This is a genomic window from Streptomyces sp. PA03-5A, assembly GCF_033792725.1.
In the GTDB taxonomy this organism is placed as follows: Bacteria; Actinomycetota; Actinomycetes; order Streptomycetales; family Streptomycetaceae; genus Actinacidiphila.
The window spans coordinates 15,541-34,201 of the sequence record NZ_JARAVL010000041.1 but is presented as its reverse complement, the minus strand read 5'-3'; the positions used below and the strand labels follow the sequence as shown (position 1 = coordinate 34,201).

Genomic DNA, 18,661 nt, shown 5'->3' with positions numbered 1-18,661 from the left:
CGGCCCTCACTCCCCCACCGGTATCGGCTCCAGTGCGATCAGCGCCTGCTGGAACTCGACGGGCTGCCCGTCCGGGACGACGACCTCCACGACCCGGCCGGCCACGTCCGCCTCGACGACGCTCATCATCTTCATGACCTCCAGGACGCCCACGGGCTGGCCGGGGCGTACGAGGTCGCCGAGGCTCACGCACGGGCGCTCGCCGGGTTCCGGGGCGTGGTAGAAGGTGCCCACAGTGGGGGCGCAGACGTAGTGAAGCGACGTGGAGTCGTGCGCTCCGTGCGCCTGTTGCGCCTCCGGTGCGCCCTGGGCCCGGCCTGCGGAGGACGCCGGTGCGGGGGCGGCCGCGGGAGGGGTCGCCGGTGCCGCGGCCGCCTCCGCCGCCGGAGCGGGTGCGGCAATGTGCGCGGCAGTGGACGCGGGCGGCTCCGCCTGCGGTTGCGGCCACTCGATCTCGACCGCCGTCTGCCCGTGCCGCAGCCTGATCCGCTGCGGCGGGGTGGGCATGGAGCGGGCCAGTTCGGTGGCGCTGCGGCAGACCGCATCCAGCACCGGGAGCGCGGCCGGCGCACTGCCGGGGGACGTTCCGTTGAGGGCCTTGCCCGCGCCCGGGGGGCGGGCCGTCCTGTCGTCGCCGTGGAGTGTCACGGTGCTGCCTCCTCCTCCAGTCGGCCGAAACGGTGGAACCGGTCGCGGCGCTCGGCCAGCAGCCGGTCGGGGGCCCAGGGACGCAGTTCGTCCAGGGCGGCCGAGAGCGCGCCGCCGACGAGGGCGGCCGCGTGGGCGTGGTCCCCGTGGGCGCCGTCGGGCGGCTCGGGGACCACACCGTCGACGATGCCCAGCCGGAGCAGATCGCGTGCGTGCAGCCGCAGGGCGGCCGCCGCCGCGGGGGCGGCGCCGGGGTCCTTCCACAGGATCGCGGCGCAGCCCTCGGGGCTGATCACGGAGTAGATGCCGTTGGCGCTGACCAGGACCCGGTCGGCGACGGCGAACGCCAGTGCGCCGCCGCTGCCGCCCTCGCCGGTGATCACGGCGACGACCGGCACGGGCAGCCGGGCCATCAGCCGCAGGGTCTCGGCGATGGCCAGGGCCTGGCCGCCGCTCTCCGCCTCCGGCCCCGGGTTGGCGCCCGGGGTGTCGATGAGGGTCACCACCGGCATGCCCAGCTTGGCGGCGGTGCGCATCAGGCGGGCCGCCTTCCGGTAGCCGGCCGGGGTGGCCATGCCGAAGTGCCGCCGCCTGCGCTCCTCCAGCCCGGGGCCGCCCTTGTGGTGGCCGATCAGCATGACCGGGCTGCCGTGGAGCAGGCCAGGACCGCCGATGACGGCCGGGCAGTCGGCGGCCAGCCGGTCGCCGTGCAGTTCGTGGAAGTCCTGGAGCAGATGGGCCGCGTAGTCGGCCGCCGTGGGCCGCAGCGGGTGCCGGGCCAGCCGTACCGCCTCCCAGGCGTCCCGCTCCGGCAGTTCGTCCGCCGTGCGGACGACGCGGACCGCGGGCCCGCGCTCCCGGTCCGCCGCGGCGCCGCCGGAGCGCAGCCGCAGCAGCCGGGCCAGCGTCGGGCGGAGCGCGGCGCGGGGGACGACGTCGTCGATGAGGCCGCGCGCGAGGAGGAACTCCGCGGTCTGGAAGCCCTCGGGGAGCCGCTGGCCGGTGGTCTGCTGGATGACGCGCGGCCCGGCGAAGCCCATCCGGGCGCCGGGCTCGGCGATGATGACGTCGGCGAGGGTCGCGTAGGAGGCGGCGACGCCTCCGTAGGTGGGGTCGGTGACCAGGGACACCACCAGGACGCCCGCCTCGTCGAGTTCGGTGAGCACCTGGGCGGTCCTGGCCATCTGCATCAGCGACAGGGCGCCCTCCTGCATACGGGCGCCGCCGGAGGCGGTCACGAGCAGCAGGGGGACGCGCCGTCGCAGACTGGTCCGGGCGGCCCGGGTGATGTGCGAGCCGACGCCCAGGCCGAGACTGCCGCCGAGGAAGTGGAAGTCCATCGCGGCGACCACGACCGGCTGTCCCTCGACGGTGCCGTGCACGCAGACGACGGCCTCGTCCAGGCCGGTCGCCGTGCGGGCCTCGCGCAGCCGCTCGGCGTACGGGCGGGTGTCCGTGAAGCCCAGCGGGTCGTGCTCCGCCGGCCGCTCGCCGCGCTCCGCGGCGAGCGGCCGGCAGGAGCCGGGGTCCAGCAGCTGGTCGAGCCGCTGCCGGGCGGTGAGCCGGCCGTGCGCGCCGCACTCGGGACAGACGCGCAGCGTACGGGTGTAGCGCTTGCCGTAGACGAGCGCGGCACAGCGCTCGCAGCGCACCCAGTCCGGCTCGGCGGTGGCCGTGTCAGCCACTGCGCTCCCAGCGGTAGAACTCCCGGGCCATGGCGTCCTTGGGCTCGCGCCAGGTCTCGGGGTCGTACGCGGAGATGAAGGACGACAGCTGGTCGCTGATGTCCCGGAACGCCGGGTGGTCCTTGTACCTGCCGACCTCCGGGCCGGGCGGCCGCTCGGCCTCGACCAGGTGCAGGTAGACGTCGCCGAACTGGAACAGGCTGCGTCCGGTGACCCCGATCAGACCCGGCAGTTCGCCCTTGTCGGACTCGGCGAAGACCTGCGCCACCTGCTCCTCGACGCCGGGCTTCATCCTGGCCACGATCAGGCTGCGGTAGGTCTTCATGCCGCGCCGCCCCCGTGGCGCTGCACGATGCGCTCGCGGATCAGCTCCAGCTGGATCTTGGAGTTGTCGTTGATCCGGGCGGTCATCGCCTCGTCGTCGAGGGGGGCGCCGGGCTTCATGGCGAAGTCCTGGGTCCAGCGCATCCGGGTGCCGCCGGGGACCTCCTCGTACTGCCAGTGGATGTCCATGTACTGGAACGGGCCGGTCTCGACCCGGTGCGCGCGCACCGTGCGGGTGGCGCGGTCGGCGATCCGCTCGGAGACCCAGCTCCACACCTGGCCGTGCTCGTCGGGGTGCATGGTGAGCCGGAAGACGACCCGGTCGCCCTCGCGCTCCACGATCTCCACGGAGGCGTACTCGCTGAACAGGTCCGGCCAGCCCTCCACGTCGTTGGTGACGTCCCAGACGACGTCCATCGGGGCGGGGATGGTGATCTCGTTCTCGGTGTGGCCGGGCATGGTCAGACTCCTGCCTTGAGTGAGGTGTTGACGACGTCCATGAAGGCGCCGGGGGTCTTGCACGAGTCGGCGTCGCCGGCGATCGGGATGCCCCGGTCGTTCTCCAGGGCGCCGACGATGCCGAGCAGGCCGAGCGAGTCCAGGCCGTACTCGGCGAAGGGTGTCTCCGGGTGGCCGCTCAGCAGGGCCACGTCGACGGTGATGCCGGCATTGGACTTCATCAGGGTGGCGAGTTCGCCGTAGGTCAGTTCCTTGCTCATGGAAGAGCTCTCCTTCACTGCGCCTGCGCTACGCCCGGACAACCAGGGCCGAGTTGGAACCCATGAGGCCGCGGCTGAGCACCAGCGCGGTCCGCAGTTCCGCCGGCCGGGGCCGGCCGATGACCAGGTCGAGGTCGTGGCAGGTGTCGGTGATGTTGGGGGTGGGGGGCACGACTGCGTGCCGCAGGGCGAACACGGCTGCGGCCACGTCGAGCACCGGGGCGCCGCAGTAGGCGCGGCCGGTGCCGGTCTTGGGGGCGGTCACGGGAATCTTCCGGGCGCGCTTGCCGAACACGTCGGCCAGGGCCAGCGCCTCGGCGCGGTCGGCCTCCGGGGTGCCGAGTGCGTCGGCGAAGACCACATCGATGTCCCCGGGTGCGCACCCGGCTTCCGCGAGGGCGTCGCGGATGGCGCGGGCCAGTCCCTCACGGGACTCCGCCCAGCGCGAGGCCCCGGTGAAGGTGGCACCGTGCCCCGCGATGACGGCCTGCACCTCGGCCCCGCGGCCGGCGGCGTGCTCGGGGTCCTCGACCACGAGCATCGCGCCGCCCTCGGCGGGGGCGAAACCGCGGGCGTGCCGGGTGAAGGGCAGATAGGCCCGTTCGGGATCCTCCTCCAGGCTGAGTTCTTCGTATCCGAGCTGGCAGACACCCGAGTACGGCGCCAGCGGCGCCTCGGCGGCGCCGACGACGACGGCCCGGGTGCCGTTGCCACGGGTGATGTTGCGGCAGGCGTGGGAGATGGCGTCGAGACCACCGGCCTCGTCGCTGGCCACCACGCCGCAGGGGCCCTTGAAGCCGCCGCGGATCGAGATCTGACCGGTGCTCGCCGCGTAGAACCACGCGATGGACTGGTACGGGCCGACGAAGTTCGGCCCCTTGCCCCACAGGTGCTGCAGTTCGCGCTGGCCGAACTCGCCACCGCCGGAACAGGCCGCCGTCACCACTCCGATGTCGAAGGGTGACTCCTCGTCGAAGCGCAGGCCCGAGTCGGCGATGGCCTGGTCGGCGGCCGCCATCGCGAAGTGGGTGAACCGGTCGGTCTGCACGGTGTAGCGGTCCTCGACGACCGCCGACACCTCGAAGCCGCGGACCTCCCCCGCGACCCGAAGCGGCAGGTCCCGGCATCCCTCGCGGGTGACCGCGTCGAGGACGGCGACACCTTCCCTGGTCGCCTTCCAGAAGGCGTCGGCTCCGATGCCGTTCGGCGCGACGACGCCGATGCCGGTGACCACCGCTTGCGTGTTCATCGCTGGCTCCCCTCCGGTCGGTTGAGGACGACCGCGGACTGGAACCCGCCGAATCCGCTGCCGACCGACAGCACGGTGCGCAGCTTCAGCTCACGGGCGGTGCGCGGGACGTAGTCCAGGTCGCACTCCGGGTCCGGGGTCTCGTAGTTGGCGGTCGGTGGCACCACGCCGTGGGCGAGGGCCAGGGTGCAGGCGGCCAGTTCGATCGCGCCGATCGCACCCAGGGAGTGGCCGACCATGGACTTGATGGAGCTCATGGGCGTGGAGTAGGCATGCGCGCCCAGCGAGCGCTTCACCGCCGCGGTCTCGTGGCGGTCGTTCTGCTTGGTGCCCGAGCCGTGCGCGTTGACGTAGTCGACGCCCGACGGGTCGATCCTGGCGTGGTCCAGTGCCTGGTCGATGGCCTCGGACATCTCCAGGCCGTCGGTGGTGAGCCCGGTCATGTGGTAGGCGTTGCCGTACGTGGCGTAGCCACCGATCTCGCAGTAGATCCGGGCACCGCGGGCCTTGGCGTGCTCCAGTTCCTCCAGGATCAGCACGGCGCCGCCCTCGCCCATGACGAAGCCGTCGCGGCGGGCGTCGAAGGGACGGGAGGCGTGGGCCGGGTCGTCGTTGTTGGGGGAGGTGGCCTTGATGGCGTCGAAGCAGGCCACCGTGATGGGTGAGATCGGGGAGTCCGACGCACCGGCGATGATGATGTCGGCGCGTCCCTCCTCGATGGTCTGGAACGCGTAGCCCACGGCGTCCAGGCCGGAGGTGCAGCCCGTGGAGACGGTCTGCACGGGACCGCGGGCGCCGTGCCGTTCGGCTATCTCCGAGGCGAGCGCGCTGGGCGCGAACGCCCGGTGCAGGTGCGCACCCGCCTGCCGGTGGTCGACGTCCCAGCGGGTGCCACGTTCACTGACGCGTATGTAGTCGTGTTCCAGCCGGGTGGTGCCTCCGACGGCGGTGCCGAGGGAGACCCCGACCCGCCAGGGGTCCTCCTCGTCCAGTTCCAGCCCGGCGTCGCGGACCGCCTCGGCGGCCGCGACGAGCGCGAACTGGACGTACCGGTCGGCGCGTTCCAGGTCCCGCGGGCTCAGCCCGCAGGCCGCCGCGTCGAAGTCGACCTCAGCGGCGATGCGGGACCGGAAGCCCGTCGGGTCGAAGAGCGTGATCCCGCGGGTCGCCGTCCGGCCGGCGGTGAGCAGTTCCCAGAAAGCGGGGACCCCGACACCGCCGGGGGCGACGACACCGGCCCCGGTGACCGCCACCCGGCGGGTCATGACGCCGCGTCCTCGGTCTGCTCGGTGGGCTCGGTGTCGACATGGCCCAGCTCCGGGCGCGGAGCGAGCGGACCGAGGTGGAAGACGAGCCGGGCCTCGGTGTCGCCGACGTTGCGGAAACGGTGGCGGACGTACGGCGGGATCATCAGGCCCTGCTCCGGGCGGAGCACGTACGGCTCCCCGTCGAGGTCCACCTCAAGCGCACCGCACACCACGTACACGAACTCCTCCGAGTACGGGTGGTAGTGCTCGCCGATCCGGTCACCGGGCTCCACGAGCGCGACGCCCATGAAGCCGCTGGTGGCGCCGCACGCGGTCGGGGTGAGCATCGCCCGCAGGTCGCCGCCGCGACGGCGGTTGTGCGGGGTGTCCCCCAGGTTCACGATGGTCGGCGTGAACGGGACGTTCCGTTCGTTGGTCAGAAGATCATCCATGCTTGCCTCCTCCGGCGGGGCCGGCCCGGGGCGCACCCCGGGCCGGCCGGTACCTGCCGGCTGCCGATGGCTCGTACGGGTCAGGACGTGGCCGCGCTGCGGTCGGTGACCATGCGCATGTCGTATTCGACGAGGAACCGCTTCAGGCCCTGCTCGTCCGCGAGGTCCCAGTCGGGACCGAGGTCGAGCAGCCTGGCGAGGACGCCAGCCTTGTGCTTGCCGGCGGCGCCCACGGCGATGAGCGAGGCCTCCTCGACCGGGACCCGCAGGTCGACCAGGCGCACAACGATGTCCTCGCTCTCGCGCAGGAAGACGGTGCTGCGCGCGAGCGGCCCCTTGCGGACGTCCACGGCCTCCTCGTCCTGCTGGGCGAGCATCTTGGCGACGGCCTGGCCGGAGCCCGCCTTGGCCGGGTAGATCAGGGCGTGACGGCTCAGGTCCTCCGGCCGGTCGGTGCCCTTGGCGACGTGGTGCACGGCCGGGAGCGCGGCGCGGGCGAAGAACTCCCGTGCCGAGCCCGGGTCGTTGAGATCCCGGTCCACCTCCAGGTAGGGGTTGATGGCTTCCTCGACCGCCCGCACCTCGGGCTGGCGGGCGACATGGCGCAGTGCCCTGGCCAGGTCGCCCTCCACCTCCACGGCGCGCACGACACGGTTGCCGTGCATGAACAGCGAGGTGCGGCGCAGCCGCGTGTTCTCGTCGACCACGGCCTGCGGCGAGGTGTAACCGGACAGGATGTCCGCCACCTGCTGTTCGCTGCCGGGCTTCACGGTGAAGGTGATGGCGTGGCGGATGATCCCGTCCCCGACCCTCGGCACGGTCTGCATGCGACCGGACTCGTAGGAGGTACGGGTCTCCCGCAGCACCCCGAAGCGGAGCGAGCGGGTGTCCTTCACGCAGCCGTGCATCGGCTGCACCATCTCCAGGTGGGTCGGGCTGTCCACCCAGGCGAGGAAGTGCAGCGCACTCTCCCACTCACTGGTGATCAGCCATTGCGAGGGATTTTCGATCGACTGGCAAAGCTGGTCGCTGACGTGTCCGGGCACGGCAGCGACGTGGCGGCACATCTGGTCATACGCGTCAAGAAACCGCTGCTCGGCGTCGTCTTCAACATCAAGCATGAGGACGACGCGCAGGCGATTGCCATCGAGCGCGGACTGCGAGACCTTTTCGGCCTGGGCCGGCATATTCCACCTCTTCCGAGAGCGAGCAACCCCCGAGGTCCGTCGTCCAACGATCGTGCTGTGGTGGCCCAACCGGTGCGAGATATGTGATCCAATTGGGTGACGGGCGAAAATACCCCCGGTAATCGGGCATCAAGGGAGCTATGACTCCACAGGCCGAAGACCGGGTTCCGGTCCTCATCGTGGGGGGCTCCCTCGTCGGGCTCTCCAGCTCAGTCTTCCTGGGCCGGCTCGGCGTCCGGCACGTCCTCGTCGAGAAGCACCCGGGTACCTCCATCCACCCCCGTGGCCGCGGCAACAACCTGCGGACCATGGAGCTGTTCCGTACGGCCGGGGCCGAGCCGCTGATCCGGCAGGCCGCCTCCGTACTCGCCGACAACCACGGCATCCTGCAGGCCGACTCGCTGACCTCCGACAACGCCGAATGGCTGTTCCGGGAGATCGACCCGGGCGGCCGGCTGTCCGGCATCAGCCCCAGCGGCTGGTGCCTGTGCAGCCAGAACGACCTGGAGCCGGTGCTCCTGGACTACGCCCGCACGCTCGGCGGCGACCTGCGCTTCAGCACCGAGCTGGTGTCGTTCACCCAGGACGAGGACGGCGTCACCTGCGAGCTGATGGACCGGGAGACCGGCGACCGCAGCACCGTCAGGACCGACTACCTCGTCGCGGCCGACGGTCCGCGCAGCCCGGTGCGCAGCGCCCTGGGCATCGGTCACACCGGACGCGGCGACCTCTTCGCCAACATCAGCGCGACCTTCCGCGCCAAGCGGCTGGCCGACGCGGTGGGCGACCGCTACTTCATCGCGTGCTACCTGACCAATCCGGACGCCGACGGCGTGCTGCTGCCGGTCGACAACCAGGAGAACTGGGTCTTCCACGCGCCCTGGCACCCCGAGCGGGGCGAGTCGCCGGAGGACTTCACCGACCAGCGGCTGGCCGCGCACATCCGCACCGCGGTGGGCGTGCCGGACCTGGAGATCGAGATCACCGGCCGGGCCCCCTGGCGGGCCGCGGAGCGGGTCGCGGACTCCTACGGGCGCGGGCGGGTGCTGCTCGCCGGCGACTCGTGCCACGAGATGTCCCCCACCGGCGCCTTCGGCTCCAACACCGGCATCCAGGACGCCCACAACCTGGCGTGGAAGCTCGCCGCGGTGACCGGGGGCTGGGCCGGGCCGGAGCTGCTGGAGACGTACGAGGCCGAGCGCCGCCCGGTCGCCGTGGCCACCAGCGAGCGGGCCTCCGCCCGTTCCGCCGAGCACGCCCACCCGGGCTACGCGCCGCCGGCCGGCGGCGGGCCCCAGAAGGGGGTCCTGGTGGTCGCGCTGGGCTACCGCTACCCCGAGGGCGCGTTCCTGGGCGCGGACCCGGGGCGGCCGGTCGTCCCCGAGGACTTCCGGCCGGTCGCCGAACCCGGTGGCCGTTCCCCGCACGTGTGGGTGACCACCCGGGACGGCGAGCGCCGCTCCACGCTGGACCTGTACGAGCGCTCCATGGTGCTGCTCACCGGCGACGGGCCGAAGGGCACGGCCTGGCACGACGCGGCCCGCACGGTCGCGGAGCGCCTCGGGGTGCCGCTGCAGGCGTACCGGCTCGGCGAGTCCACGCAGGCCGACCTGGTGCCCGAGGCGGGCACGGACTGGACCGCGGTGCACGGCATGACGCCGAGCGGCGCGATCCTGGTCCGCCCGGACGGCTTCGTCGCCTGGCGGAGCCGCGAGGCCGTGGAGGACCCCGCGGCGACCCTGGACAAGGTCCTGACCTCGGTGCTGCGGCTCGGCTGACCGTCGCGCCGCAGGCTGCCGAGGAGACGGCACGGGGGGACGGTTGACCGTACGAACGGCGGCCACCACGCTCACGGAGCGCCGGTGGCCGCCGTTCCCGTTCGCCGGCGCCCTCGGCCCGGGGGCGCCGCCGCCGGAGTTCGACGTCTCCCCCGCCGGACGCGGTGCGGTGACCGGCCGGGGCCGGTCACCGCACCGCACGGCGGGAAGGCCGCCCTCAGCCCACCGGGCCGTCCCCGCCCTCCACCGAGGACCGTGGCGCGCCCGGCTGGGCGGCGGGCGGTGTCCCCTGCGGGACGGCGGGCGGTGCGGAGGGACGGACCTCCGGTGACGCACCCGGCTTGGCCGCCGGAGGCGCGGAGGGCCGGCCGGCCGGTGACGCACCCGGCTTGGCCGCCGGAGGCGCCGACGGGGCGGCGGGAGGCGCGGAGGGGGCAGCGGGTGCAGCGGGGCCGGCGGGCTCCTTCACCCCCGTCCAGTCGGGGGCCGGCCAGCCGCGCCACGGCGAGTACGCGGGGTTGACCACGCACCGGGCCGTGAGCTCGGCCTTGGTGGCCTTGTCCACCGGGCAGGCCTTCACGACGAACTGGCGGGCGATGCCCCCGGGGAAGACCACGCCGGTACGGGCCGAACGCAGTTCACGGGTACCGAGGGTCTCGTCGAGCTCGATGCCGCCAGGGGCGTCGATGTAGTAGTGGTAGGCGGCCGTCTGCTGCCGCAGGGCCTCGCGGTCGTAGGTGGTGGCCACGAACGGCGAGGGTTGCTCCCGGCGGGCGTAGGCCTGCAGGTCGTACTCGCCGTCGCCCACGTCCTCGGGACGCAGGCCGTCCTTGAAGACGGTCTCCGGAGGGCGGTCGTCGCCACGGAAGAGGGCGTTGCAGTTGGAGCGCCAGGCCGGCTCGTCGGGCCTGATCCGGTCGAGGTCGACGCTGGTGTCCGCGGCGGCGTAGAGCCGGTCGGGAACGACGGGGCACCATTCGGGGACGGCCGGGTCGCGTGGAAGACCCGGGGCGACGGCCGCGGCGGCCGTGCAGACGGGGAGTGCGAGCACCCCCAGGGAAAGGGCGGCGGCGCAAAGCCGGCGCAGCGTGCGCAGTGCGATCATATGCCCACGATCACCCCGGTATCGCCCGGTCGCCGGAATGGTCACCCTTGTCGGCGTGTCCCGCCGGAAGACGAAAGAGGCCCCTGCGCATCGTTGTGGGACGCTGCTGGGGCCTCTCGATTCGTCGTGGAGCCAGGGGGTGTGATCCACGACGCCATGGGACGACCGAGCCCGGGTCATGGGGGTCGTTGCTCCACAACTATACGAGACATCGCAGCTGAAACCTCACGATGTGGGAGTGAGGTGGGACACTGACCTTGTAAACGCAGGTTAGCTGTTCATTTGGCGTTCACCGGTCCATGACCCGCATTTCGAACCAGGTGGTCTTGCCGCGTGGCAGCAGATCCACCCCCCAGCGGTCGGCGAGCTTGTCGATCAGGAAGAGACCCCGCCCGCTCACGTCCATCTCGCGCACCGGCATCAGGCAGGGCAGCGCCCGCGAGGGGTCGCGCACCTCCACCCGGATCCAGCCGCGGCGGCGCAGCATGCGCAGGCCGAAGGTACGGGCCCCGGTGTGACGCACGGCATTGCCGACGAGTTCGGAGACGAGTAACTCGACGACGTCGTTGAACTGGGGCAGACCCCAGAGCCGGAGCACCGAACGGCTCAGCCGCCGGGCTGTGGCCGCGGACTCGGGGCGCGAGGAGAGCCGCACCTCGTCCACGGAGGGATTCCCCAACAGATCGAGGGACGTCGCCGCCAGATCGTCGACCGCCGTGGGCGGCCACCCCGCCGCCGGGACCGTTACCCGCTGCGGCTGCTCAGATGCTCCCTGCTGCCCCGCCATGCTCTCATGATGGCCGTACGCGACGGCGGTTCGGGGCGGATCGGGGGAATTGGCGGGGCGGAACGCGTCATTCCGAGTTGCCGTACTGGCATATGTCAAGGGCAATGATGGATCTCACACAACCCTTCCCACCTGCGCGAAGGGGGCGCCGACGACGAACGGTCGAGGAATCCGGCGCAGGTCGCCTTAAGGTCCTCTTAAGGTCGGCTTAAGGCGACCCGACAGGCGCCGGCTGTCACTCAACCGGGTTGGGTCTAGCGGAACTTCGCCTTGCCCGGACCCTCCTCGACGAAGCTGCGCATGCCCGTCGTACGGTCCTCGGTCGCGAACAGCCCTGCGAACAGGTTCCGTTCGATGGTGAGGCCGGTCTCCAGATCGGTCTCGAGACCGGCGTCCACGGCCTCCTTGGCGGCGCGCAGCGCCAGCGCCGGCCCCCGGGCCAGCCGCTCGGCCCAGGCGCGGGCCTCGGCGTACACCTGCCCGGCCGGGACCACCTTGTCCACCAGGCCGATGGTGAGCGCCTCGTCGGCCTTGACCATCCGGCCGGTGAAGATCAGGTCCTTCGCCTTGGCGGGACCCACCAGGCGCGACAGCCGCTGCGTGCCGCCCGCGCCGGGGATGAGGCCGAGCAGGATCTCCGGCTGGCCGAGCTTGGCGTCCTCCGCGGCGACCCGGACGTCGGCGCAGAGCGCGAGTTCGCAGCCGCCGCCGAGGGCGTAACCGGTCACGGCGGCCACCACCGGCTTGGGGATCCGGGCGACCGCCGTGAAGGAGTCCTGCAGTGCGCGGGACCGCACGGCCATGGCCTCGTAATCCATGACCTGCATTTCCTTGATGTCCGCGCCCGCCGCGAACACCTTCTCGCCGCCCCAGATCACGACGGCCCGTACGTCCTCGCGCCGGGAGGCCTCCTCCGCCACTTCGCGGAGCCGGTCCTGGGTCGCGACGTCCAGGGCGTTCATCGGGGGGCGGTCCAGGCGGATGGTGCCGACACCCTCGTCGACCTCGAGATTAACTGTCATGGCCGACGAGGGTATCCGTGAACGCCCGTTTACGCTGCGACGTGCCTCACGGGGCGCGTCAGGAGGCGGGGGTCCACTGGCTCCACGGCAGGTTCCAGCCGTTGAGCCCGTTCCACCACTGCACGGTCTTGTCGTGGGAGTTCTTGACCTGCACGACGTCACCGATCATCGAGTTGTTGTAGAACCACGAGGACGGGGTGTCGCCGTTGCCGCCGCGCACGTCCCGCAGGCCCACGCAGCCGTGGCTGACGTTGGCGTTGCCGAAGGTGCCGGGCGAGGCCCAGTAGTTGCCGTGGATGAAGGTGCCCGAGGTGGTCAGGCGCTGGGCGTTGGGCACGTCCTTGATGTCGTACTCACCGCCGAAGCCCACGGTGTCGCCGTTCATGCGGGTCACCTTGTACCGCTCGGTGATGACCATCTTGCCGTTGTAGGTCGTCGTGCCGGGCCCGCCCGAGGTGATCGGGATGGTCTTCAGCAGGCTGCCGTCGCGGTAGACCTTCATCGTGTGCTTGGCGGCGTCGACGATGCTGACCTGGCTGCGGCCGATGGTGTAGTGCACGTCCTTGGACTGGGTGCCGTAGACGCCCTTCGCGCCCTCGACCCCGTTCAGCCGCAGGGAGAGCGTGATCTTGGTGCCCTTGGCCCAGTACTTCTCGGGACGGAAGTCGACGCGCTGGTCGCCGTACCAGTGGCCGACGACGGGGACCGAGGGGTTCGCGGTCACCTCGATCGCTTCCTGGACCGCCTTCTTGTCGGTGATCGCCCGGTTGAACTTGAGCGAGACCGGCATGCCGACGCCGACCGTCTGGCCGTCCTCGGGGGTGAAGAAGCCGATGAAGGTGTCCTTCGGGGTGACCGTGGTGAAGCTCGCGTGCTTGGCCGACTCGCGGCCCGCGCCGTCCTTGGCTATCGCGTCCACCGAGTACTCGGTGGAGGTGCCGAGCGTCTCGGTCGGCTCCCAACTGCTGCCGTCGGCGGATATCTTGCCCTCGACCGGGTCGCCCTTGCCGCTCTTGACCACGACCGAGGTCAGCTTGCCCTTGCCCGCGGTGACCTTGAGGTCCCCCGTCGTGGCCACCTCGTCGGCCCCGTCCTCGGGCGCGATGGTCACGACGGCCTGCGACTCGGTCGTGTCCCCCTTGCCGCCCTGCGAGGCCGAGGCACCGGGCCTGGCCTTGTCCCCGCCCTTGCTGTCGCCGCTGGCGCTGCCCCCGCACGCACTGACCAGGAGCAGCATCGCCCCCACCGCGAGGGCCAAGGTGGTCCGCCTTGCGCCCGGCGCGCCCTGTATCGCCTTCAACTCACGTCTCCCCAAAACCGGCCCGTGGCCCCGTGGCCCAAGGGTGAGTCCCCCTCACCTAGCGCTTAGAGAACCACACGGAACCGGTGTTGTGGATCCCGGTATTGTCACCGTTCCGTCCCAGTCGCGGGGCCCGCCCTCAGCCGCCGGCCGCCCACTGCTCCCAGGCCATGTTCCAGCCGCCCAGGCCGTTGTCGGGAGCGACGGTGCGGTCGTGGGAGTTGACGACGGTGACGAGGTCGCCGACGAGCGAGTGCGCGAAGAACCAGCCCGCCGGGGTGGCCGTCCCGCCGCCCTTCACGTCGAGCAGGCCGACGCAGCCGTGGCTGGTGTTGGCCGCGCCGAAGGTGCCGGGGGTGGCCCAATAACTGCCGTGCACGAAGGTGCCGGAGCGGGTGAGCCGCATGGCGTGCGGGACGTCGGGGATGTCGTACTCGCCGCCGAAGCCCACCGTGTCCCCGTTCATCCGGGTCAGCCGGAGCTTCTCGGAGATGACCATCGCGCCGTTGTACGTCGGGTTGGACGGGGCGCCCGCCGAGATCGGCAGGACGCGCGTGACCTGCCCGCCGCGGCGCACCGTCAGGGTGTGCGCGGCGGCGTCGACGGTGCTGGTCTGGTCCCGGCCGATGTCGAAGGTGACGTCCTTGGACTGCACCCCGTAGACCCCGGGGCCGGTCTCGACGTCGAGCAGCCGCAGCGAGAGCGTCACCTTCGTGCCGGGGACCCAGCGCTCGCGGGGGCGGAAGTCGAGGCGCCGGTCGCCGAACCAGTGCGGGGCGATCTCGACGGCGGGCGAGGAGGCGACGCGGACGGCGCGCTCGACGGCGGCGCGGTCGGTGACCGGCCGGTTGAAGTCAAGGGAGACGATCATGCCCGTGCCGACCGTCTGCCCGTCCTCGGGGGTGAAGTAGCCGATGAGGGTGTTCTTGGGGACGAGGGTGGTGAACACCGCGTGCTTGGCGGCGCGCCGGCCCCCCGTGTCCTCGGCGACGGCGTCCACCGTGTACTTCTCCGACAGCGACAGCCTGGACCGGGCGTGCCAGCGGGAACGGTCGGCGGTGAACACGCCCTCGACCACCTCCCCCTCCCCGTCCTCGACGTGCACGGAGGTGAGCAGGCCGTCCTCGGCCTCGACCGTCAGCGGGTCGTCCGCCTCCACGTCACGGGCACCGTCCCCCGGAGTGATCCTGATCCTCGCCTCGGACACCTTCGGGGTGTCGTCGGCCACCGCACCGCTGTCCGCCGGCCCGAACCCGAGCCCGCACGCCGTCAGCATCCCCGCCAGCCACATGGCGGTGGCAAGCCCCGCCCCCGCGCGCAGAGCGCGCCGCACCGCAGTCGTCACGCTCGGTCAACGACCGGACGGCCCCGGGGAAACGTCTGCGACGCGTCCGATCGATCACGCGTGTGACGCCGCAGGGTGAACGGGAAGGTAAAGCGGGAGGGCGCGACGCGCGCGCGGAGGGACACCGCGCCGCGCACGGGCACGGCCGGCGCCGGCCGGGTCCGGCGTCCCCCGAGCCGCAGGAGGCGAGCACGTGTCGGAGACGCGCGAGGACGAATCGGTCGACCGGGCCGGAAAGCTGCGCCCGAACGGCCACCGGACCGCCCCCGTGGCCGTGCCGCTGCCGCGCCCGGAGACCGCGCCGGCCGTGCCGGGGCCCGCCGGGGCCGGGGACACGCTGGTGTGGCCGGGCAGCCCGCAGCCCCTGGGGGCACGCTTCCACACCGGCCCCGACGGACGCCCGGGCACCAACTTCGCCCTGTGGGCGGGCGGCGCCGAGTCGGTGGAGCTGTGCCTGTTCGACGACGAGGGGGCCGAGACCCGGGTCCCCCTGACCGAGCTGACCCATGAGATCTGGCACGGCTTCGTGCCCGGGGTCCTGGCCGGCCACCGGTACGGCTACCGGGTCGGCGGCCGCTGGGACCCGTGGACCGGTGCCCGCTGGAACCCGGCCAAGCTGCTGCTGGACCCGTACGCGCGGGCGGTCGACGGCGACTTCACGCTGCCCCCCGAGGTGTACGGCCACGTCCGCGACTGGCCGGAGCAGGAGGTCGCCGACACCGTGCGGGACAACCGCGACTCGGCCCCGTACGTGCCCAAGGGCGTCGTGGTGGACGACGACGACCCCTGGACGGACGACCGCAGGCCCAAGACGCCCTGGGCCGACTCGGTCATCTACGAGCTGCACGTGCGCGGCTTCACCATGCGCCACCCCGGCATCCCGCCCGAACTGCGCGGCACCTACGCCGGGCTGGCGCACCCGGCGGCGATCGAGTACCTCACCGGCCTCGGCGTGACCGCCGTCGAACTGCTGCCGGTGCACCAGTTCGCGCACGAGGACCACCTGCTGCGCCGGGGCCTGCGCAACTACTGGGGCTACAACTCGATCGGCTACTTCGCCCCGCACGCCGGCTACGCCGCCACCGGCACCCGCGGACAGCAGGTGGGCGAGTTCAAGCGGATGGTGCGCGCCCTGCACGACGCGGGGCTGGAGGTGATCCTCGACGTCGTGTACAACCACACCGCCGAGGGGAGCGAGTTCGGGCCCACCCTCTCCCTGCGCGGCATCGACAACCGCGGCTACTACCGGCTGCCGGGCGACGCGCGCCGCTACGCCGACTACACCGGCTGCGGCAACACCCTCCACGTCGTCCAGCCCCAGGTGCTCCGGCTGATCACCGACTCCCTGCGCTACTGGGTGACCGAGATGGGCGTCGACGGCTTCCGCTTCGACCTCGCCGCGGCGCTCGCCCGGTCGATGCACGACGTCGACATGCTCTCCCCCTTCCTCGCCGTCATCGCCCAGGACCCGGTGCTGCGCCGGGTCAAGCTCATCGCCGAGCCCTGGGACGTCGGCTCCGGCGGTTACCAGGTCGGCGCCTTCCCGCCGCTGTGGACGGAGTGGAACGACCGCTACCGCGACACCGTCCGGGACTTCTGGCGCGGCACCCAGCACGACGTGCGCGACCTGGGCTACCGGCTGTCCGGCTCCAGCGACCTGTACGCCTGGGGCGGGCGCCGTCCGTACGCCTCGGTCAACTTCATCACCGCGCACGACGGCTTCACCCTGCGCGACCTGGTGAGCTACGAGCGCAAGCACAACGAGGCCAACGGCGAGGACAACCGCGACGGCACCAACGACAACCGCGCCTGGAACTGCGGGCACGAGGGCGAGACCGACGACCCGGCCGTGGGCGGGCTGCGCCGCCGTCAGCTGCGCAACATGCTCTCGACGCTGCTGCTGTCGACCGGCGTGCCGATGCTGGTGGCCGGTGACGAGACGGGCCGCACCCAGGGCGGCAACAACAACGCGTACTGCCAGGACAACGAGATCAGCTGGCTGGACTGGTCGCTGCCGCAGGATCCGGACTGGGCCTCGCTGCGCGAGCTGACGGCCCGGCTGATCGCGTTGCGTCGCGCCCACCCCGTGCTGCGCAGGAGGGCCTTCTTCTCCGGCCGGCCGCAGTCCGCCGAGGGCCTGCGGGACCTGGCCTGGTTCACCGCGCAGGGCCGGGAGATGACCGACGGCGACTGGTACAGCCCCACGTCCACGCTCGGGATGTACCTGTCGGGCGCCGACATCCCGCACCGCGACGCGCGCGGCCGCCCGGTCACCGACGACAGCTTCCTGGCGGTCTTCCACGCCTCGCACCGCCCGGTCCGCTTCACGCTGCCGGGCGGGCCGTGGGCCCGGGAGTACGAGCTGCTGCTCGACACCTCCCGTGAGGACCAGACGGAAGCACCGGGCAGCCGGCACCGCGGCGGGAAGGCGCTGACCGTGCCGGGGAGGACGGTGCTGCTGCTGCGCGCCGTCTGAGGGACGAGACGCGGCGGCAAAGGTGTGGACTCGGCCGATTGGTCCAGTCCACACTGGTCGTCCGTGACCTCCGCACCCCCGCCCTCGCCGCCGTGCGCCTCCGGCCACGCCCTGCCGGCCACCCCCCGGGACCGCCTGTGGTCACGGGGGTTCAGCCTGTACTTCACCGCCCGCAGCGTCGCCATGCTCGGCGACTCGATGCTGCCCGTCGCCCTGTCGGCCGGGCTGCTCCAGCACGGTTACGGCGCCGGCGACATCGGCTACGCCATGGCCTCCTTCACCGCCTGCTTCGCCGGGCTGGTCGTCCTCGGCGGCGTGTTCGCCGACCGGTTCAGCGCCCGCGGCCTGATGATCGGCGCCGACCTGGTGCGGGTCGGCACGCAGTCCCTGGCCGCCTGGCTCTTCTTCTCGGGGCACGTCGTGCTCTGGCAGATCTGCCTGATCGGCGCCGTCAACGGCGTGGCGGGCGCCATGTTCCAGCCAGGGGTGGCCAGCACGGTGCCCCAGGTGGCACGGGACGTCCAGGAGGCCAACGGGGTGGTCCGCACCGCCGAGTCGCTGATGGCGCTGGCCGGCCCGGCGCTCGCCGGCGTGCTGGTGGCCTTCACCTCGGCGGGCGGGGTGTTCGCCGCGCACGCCGCCACGTACGCGGTGAGCGCCCTCTGCCTGCTGCTGCTCCGGCTGCCGGCCCGGACCGCGCGGGAGCCGCAGGACGCCGCCCGGCGCAGCAGCTTCCGGGCCGACCTGGTCGAGGGGTGGCGGGAGTTCCGGGCCCGCACCTGGATGTGGTCGGTGATCGTCATCTGGATGGGCTTCATGATCCTCGTCATGGGCCCGGTCACCCCGCTGGCGGCCGGCGAGATCCTGCCGGCGCACGGCCCGAAGGCGTACGGCCTGGTCTCCTCCGCCCTGGGGGCGGGCACCGCGCTCGGCGGGCTGCTGGCGATACGGCTGCGGCCGGCCCGGCCGCTGCGGGGCGGGGCCGTGGCGCTGTTCGGCTTCGCGCTCTACCCGGCCGCGGTCGGCGCCGGGCTGCCGGTGCCGGCGGTCGCGGCGGCGGTGCTGGTCGCCGGGACGGCCTGGGCGTTCTGGAGTGTGATGTGGGCCACCAGCGTCCAGACCCAGGTGCCCGGCGAGATCCTCAACCGCATCCACGCGTACGAGGTCGCCGGCTCGGTCGCCATGCTGCCCGTCGGGCAGGCCCTCGCGGGGCCGGCGGCGGGTGTCTTCGGGGCGCGCCCGGTGCTGGTGGCCGGTGGTGCGGTGACCCTGCTGGTGTGCGTGGCGCTGCTGGCGGTGCCCGCCGTGCGCGACCTCGGCCGAAAATCCGGATGAGG

The 18,661-nt window shown here is 72.5% G+C and carries 18 protein-coding genes; 4 read left to right on the top strand and 14 right to left on the bottom strand.

Features of this window, described 5'->3' with window-relative positions:
• Positions 1 to 6: 6 nt before the first annotated feature.
• From PV410_RS36675 to PV410_RS36635, 9 genes are all read right to left on the bottom strand, one after another.
• Complete coding sequence (locus tag PV410_RS36675; RefSeq protein ID WP_500330402.1) at positions 7 to 648, bottom strand: acetyl-CoA carboxylase biotin carboxyl carrier protein; 642 nt, start codon at positions 646 to 648, stop codon at positions 7 to 9.
• Positions 645 to 2,333: a carboxyltransferase subunit alpha gene (gene accA, locus PV410_RS36670; protein ID WP_500330401.1), complete on the bottom strand. Its 1,689-nt coding sequence runs from the start codon at positions 2,331 to 2,333 to the stop codon at positions 645 to 647. The genes PV410_RS36675 and accA overlap by 4 nt, the downstream gene beginning before the upstream one ends.
• Positions 2,326 to 2,658, bottom strand: a complete 333-nt coding sequence (locus tag PV410_RS36665; protein ID WP_499514109.1) for a TcmI family type II polyketide cyclase — start codon at positions 2,656 to 2,658, stop codon at positions 2,326 to 2,328. Before PV410_RS36665 ends, accA begins: the two co-directional genes overlap by 8 nt.
• Positions 2,655 to 3,116 carry an SRPBCC family protein gene (locus PV410_RS36660; protein WP_500330399.1) on the bottom strand — a complete coding sequence of 154 codons (462 nt, stop codon included), beginning with the start codon at positions 3,114 to 3,116 and terminating at the stop codon, positions 2,655 to 2,657. The genes PV410_RS36665 and PV410_RS36660 overlap by 4 nt, the downstream gene beginning before the upstream one ends.
• A gap of 2 nt (positions 3,117 to 3,118) precedes the next feature.
• The gene (locus tag PV410_RS36655; RefSeq protein ID WP_500330397.1) at positions 3,119 to 3,376 is read right to left on the bottom strand and encodes an acyl carrier protein; all 258 of its coding nucleotides are present in this window, start codon (positions 3,374 to 3,376) and stop codon (positions 3,119 to 3,121) included.
• A 28-nt stretch (positions 3,377 to 3,404) separates the two neighbouring features.
• Positions 3,405 to 4,625, bottom strand: coding sequence for a ketosynthase chain-length factor (locus tag PV410_RS36650; protein WP_499514106.1), 1,221 nt, complete (start codon positions 4,623 to 4,625; stop codon positions 3,405 to 3,407).
• Positions 4,622 to 5,890 (bottom strand): beta-ketoacyl-[acyl-carrier-protein] synthase family protein, encoded by a 1,269-nt coding sequence (locus tag PV410_RS36645; RefSeq protein ID WP_500330395.1) that lies wholly within the window; start codon positions 5,888 to 5,890, stop codon positions 4,622 to 4,624. The genes PV410_RS36650 and PV410_RS36645 overlap by 4 nt, the downstream gene beginning before the upstream one ends.
• On the bottom strand, positions 5,887 to 6,324 hold the full coding sequence (locus PV410_RS36640; protein WP_499514104.1) for a cupin domain-containing protein: 438 nt from the start codon (positions 6,322 to 6,324) through the stop codon (positions 5,887 to 5,889). Before PV410_RS36640 ends, PV410_RS36645 begins: the two co-directional genes overlap by 4 nt.
• An 80-nt stretch (positions 6,325 to 6,404) precedes the next feature.
• Positions 6,405 to 7,460, bottom strand: coding sequence for a SchA/CurD-like domain-containing protein (locus PV410_RS36635; protein WP_500330477.1), 1,056 nt, complete (start codon positions 7,458 to 7,460; stop codon positions 6,405 to 6,407).
• Here PV410_RS36635 and PV410_RS36630 point away from each other — a divergent pair.
• Together PV410_RS36630 and PV410_RS36625 are read left to right on the top strand one after the other, a co-directional pair.
• Positions 7,380 to 7,598, top strand: a complete 219-nt coding sequence (locus PV410_RS36630) for a hypothetical protein (RefSeq protein ID WP_500330483.1) — start codon at positions 7,380 to 7,382, stop codon at positions 7,596 to 7,598. The two genes, PV410_RS36635 and PV410_RS36630, sit on opposite strands and share 81 nt — an antisense overlap.
• 53 nt (positions 7,599 to 7,651) lie before the next feature.
• Entirely contained in the window at positions 7,652 to 9,289 is a 1,638-nt protein-coding gene (locus PV410_RS36625; protein ID WP_500330393.1) for an FAD-dependent oxidoreductase, read from the top strand.
• Positions 9,290 to 9,506: 217 nt separating this feature from the next.
• On the opposite strand, the gene PV410_RS36620 is transcribed toward PV410_RS36625, so the two are convergent.
• From PV410_RS36620 to PV410_RS36600, 5 genes are all read right to left on the bottom strand, one after another.
• Entirely contained in the window at positions 9,507 to 10,394 is an 888-nt protein-coding gene (locus PV410_RS36620; protein WP_500330391.1) for a scabin-related ADP-ribosyltransferase, read from the bottom strand.
• Positions 10,395 to 10,683: 289 nt separating this feature from the next.
• Positions 10,684 to 11,181, bottom strand: a complete 498-nt coding sequence (locus PV410_RS36615) for an ATP-binding protein (protein ID WP_499514100.1) — start codon at positions 11,179 to 11,181, stop codon at positions 10,684 to 10,686.
• A 254-nt stretch (positions 11,182 to 11,435) separates the two neighbouring features.
• Complete coding sequence (locus tag PV410_RS36610) at positions 11,436 to 12,203, bottom strand: enoyl-CoA hydratase/isomerase family protein (RefSeq protein WP_500330390.1); 768 nt, start codon at positions 12,201 to 12,203, stop codon at positions 11,436 to 11,438.
• A gap of 58 nt (positions 12,204 to 12,261) precedes the next feature.
• Complete coding sequence (locus PV410_RS36605; RefSeq protein ID WP_500330475.1) at positions 12,262 to 13,440, bottom strand: L,D-transpeptidase; 1,179 nt, start codon at positions 13,438 to 13,440, stop codon at positions 12,262 to 12,264.
• A gap of 202 nt (positions 13,441 to 13,642) precedes the next feature.
• Entirely contained in the window at positions 13,643 to 14,794 is a 1,152-nt protein-coding gene (locus tag PV410_RS36600) for a L,D-transpeptidase (RefSeq protein WP_500330473.1), read from the bottom strand.
• Between the two features lie 334 nt (positions 14,795 to 15,128).
• Here PV410_RS36600 and glgX point away from each other — a divergent pair, with 334 nt between their 5' ends.
• Both glgX and PV410_RS36590 read left to right on the top strand, forming a co-directional pair.
• A complete protein-coding gene (gene glgX / locus PV410_RS36595; RefSeq protein ID WP_500330471.1) occupies positions 15,129 to 17,324 on the top strand; it encodes a glycogen debranching protein GlgX in 2,196 nt (731 codons plus the stop codon).
• A gap of 135 nt (positions 17,325 to 17,459) precedes the next feature.
• Positions 17,460 to 18,659: an MFS transporter gene (locus PV410_RS36590; protein ID WP_500330469.1), complete on the top strand. Its 1,200-nt coding sequence runs from the start codon at positions 17,460 to 17,462 to the stop codon at positions 18,657 to 18,659.
• Positions 18,660 to 18,661 lie beyond the last annotated feature (2 nt).

Excerpts from the sequence above, each read along its gene's own strand:
- PV410_RS36665 (WP_499514109.1), bottom strand. The coding sequence starts at position 2,658 with ATGAAGACCTACCGCAGCCTGATCGTGGCCAGGATGAAGCCCGGCGTC.
- PV410_RS36660 (WP_500330399.1), bottom strand. The coding sequence starts at position 3,116 with ATGCCCGGCCACACCGAGAACGAGATCACCATCCCCGCCCCGATGGAC.
- PV410_RS36655 (WP_500330397.1), bottom strand. The coding sequence starts at position 3,376 with ATGAGCAAGGAACTGACCTACGGCGAACTCGCCACCCTGATGAAGTCC.
- PV410_RS36650 (WP_499514106.1), bottom strand. The coding sequence starts at position 4,625 with ATGAACACGCAAGCGGTGGTCACCGGCATCGGCGTCGTCGCGCCGAAC.
- PV410_RS36645 (WP_500330395.1), bottom strand. The coding sequence starts at position 5,890 with ATGACCCGCCGGGTGGCGGTCACCGGGGCCGGTGTCGTCGCCCCCGGC.
- PV410_RS36640 (WP_499514104.1), bottom strand. The coding sequence starts at position 6,324 with ATGGATGATCTTCTGACCAACGAACGGAACGTCCCGTTCACGCCGACC.
- PV410_RS36625 (WP_500330393.1), top strand. The coding sequence starts at position 7,652 with ATGACTCCACAGGCCGAAGACCGGGTTCCGGTCCTCATCGTGGGGGGC.
- PV410_RS36620 (WP_500330391.1), bottom strand. The coding sequence starts at position 10,394 with ATGATCGCACTGCGCACGCTGCGCCGGCTTTGCGCCGCCGCCCTTTCC.
- PV410_RS36615 (WP_499514100.1), bottom strand. The coding sequence starts at position 11,181 with ATGGCGGGGCAGCAGGGAGCATCTGAGCAGCCGCAGCGGGTAACGGTC.
- PV410_RS36610 (WP_500330390.1), bottom strand. The coding sequence starts at position 12,203 with ATGACAGTTAATCTCGAGGTCGACGAGGGTGTCGGCACCATCCGCCTG.
- PV410_RS36605 (WP_500330475.1), bottom strand. The coding sequence starts at position 13,440 with ATGCTGCTCCTGGTCAGTGCGTGCGGGGGCAGCGCCAGCGGCGACAGC.
- PV410_RS36600 (WP_500330473.1), bottom strand. The coding sequence starts at position 14,794 with ATGTGGCTGGCGGGGATGCTGACGGCGTGCGGGCTCGGGTTCGGGCCG.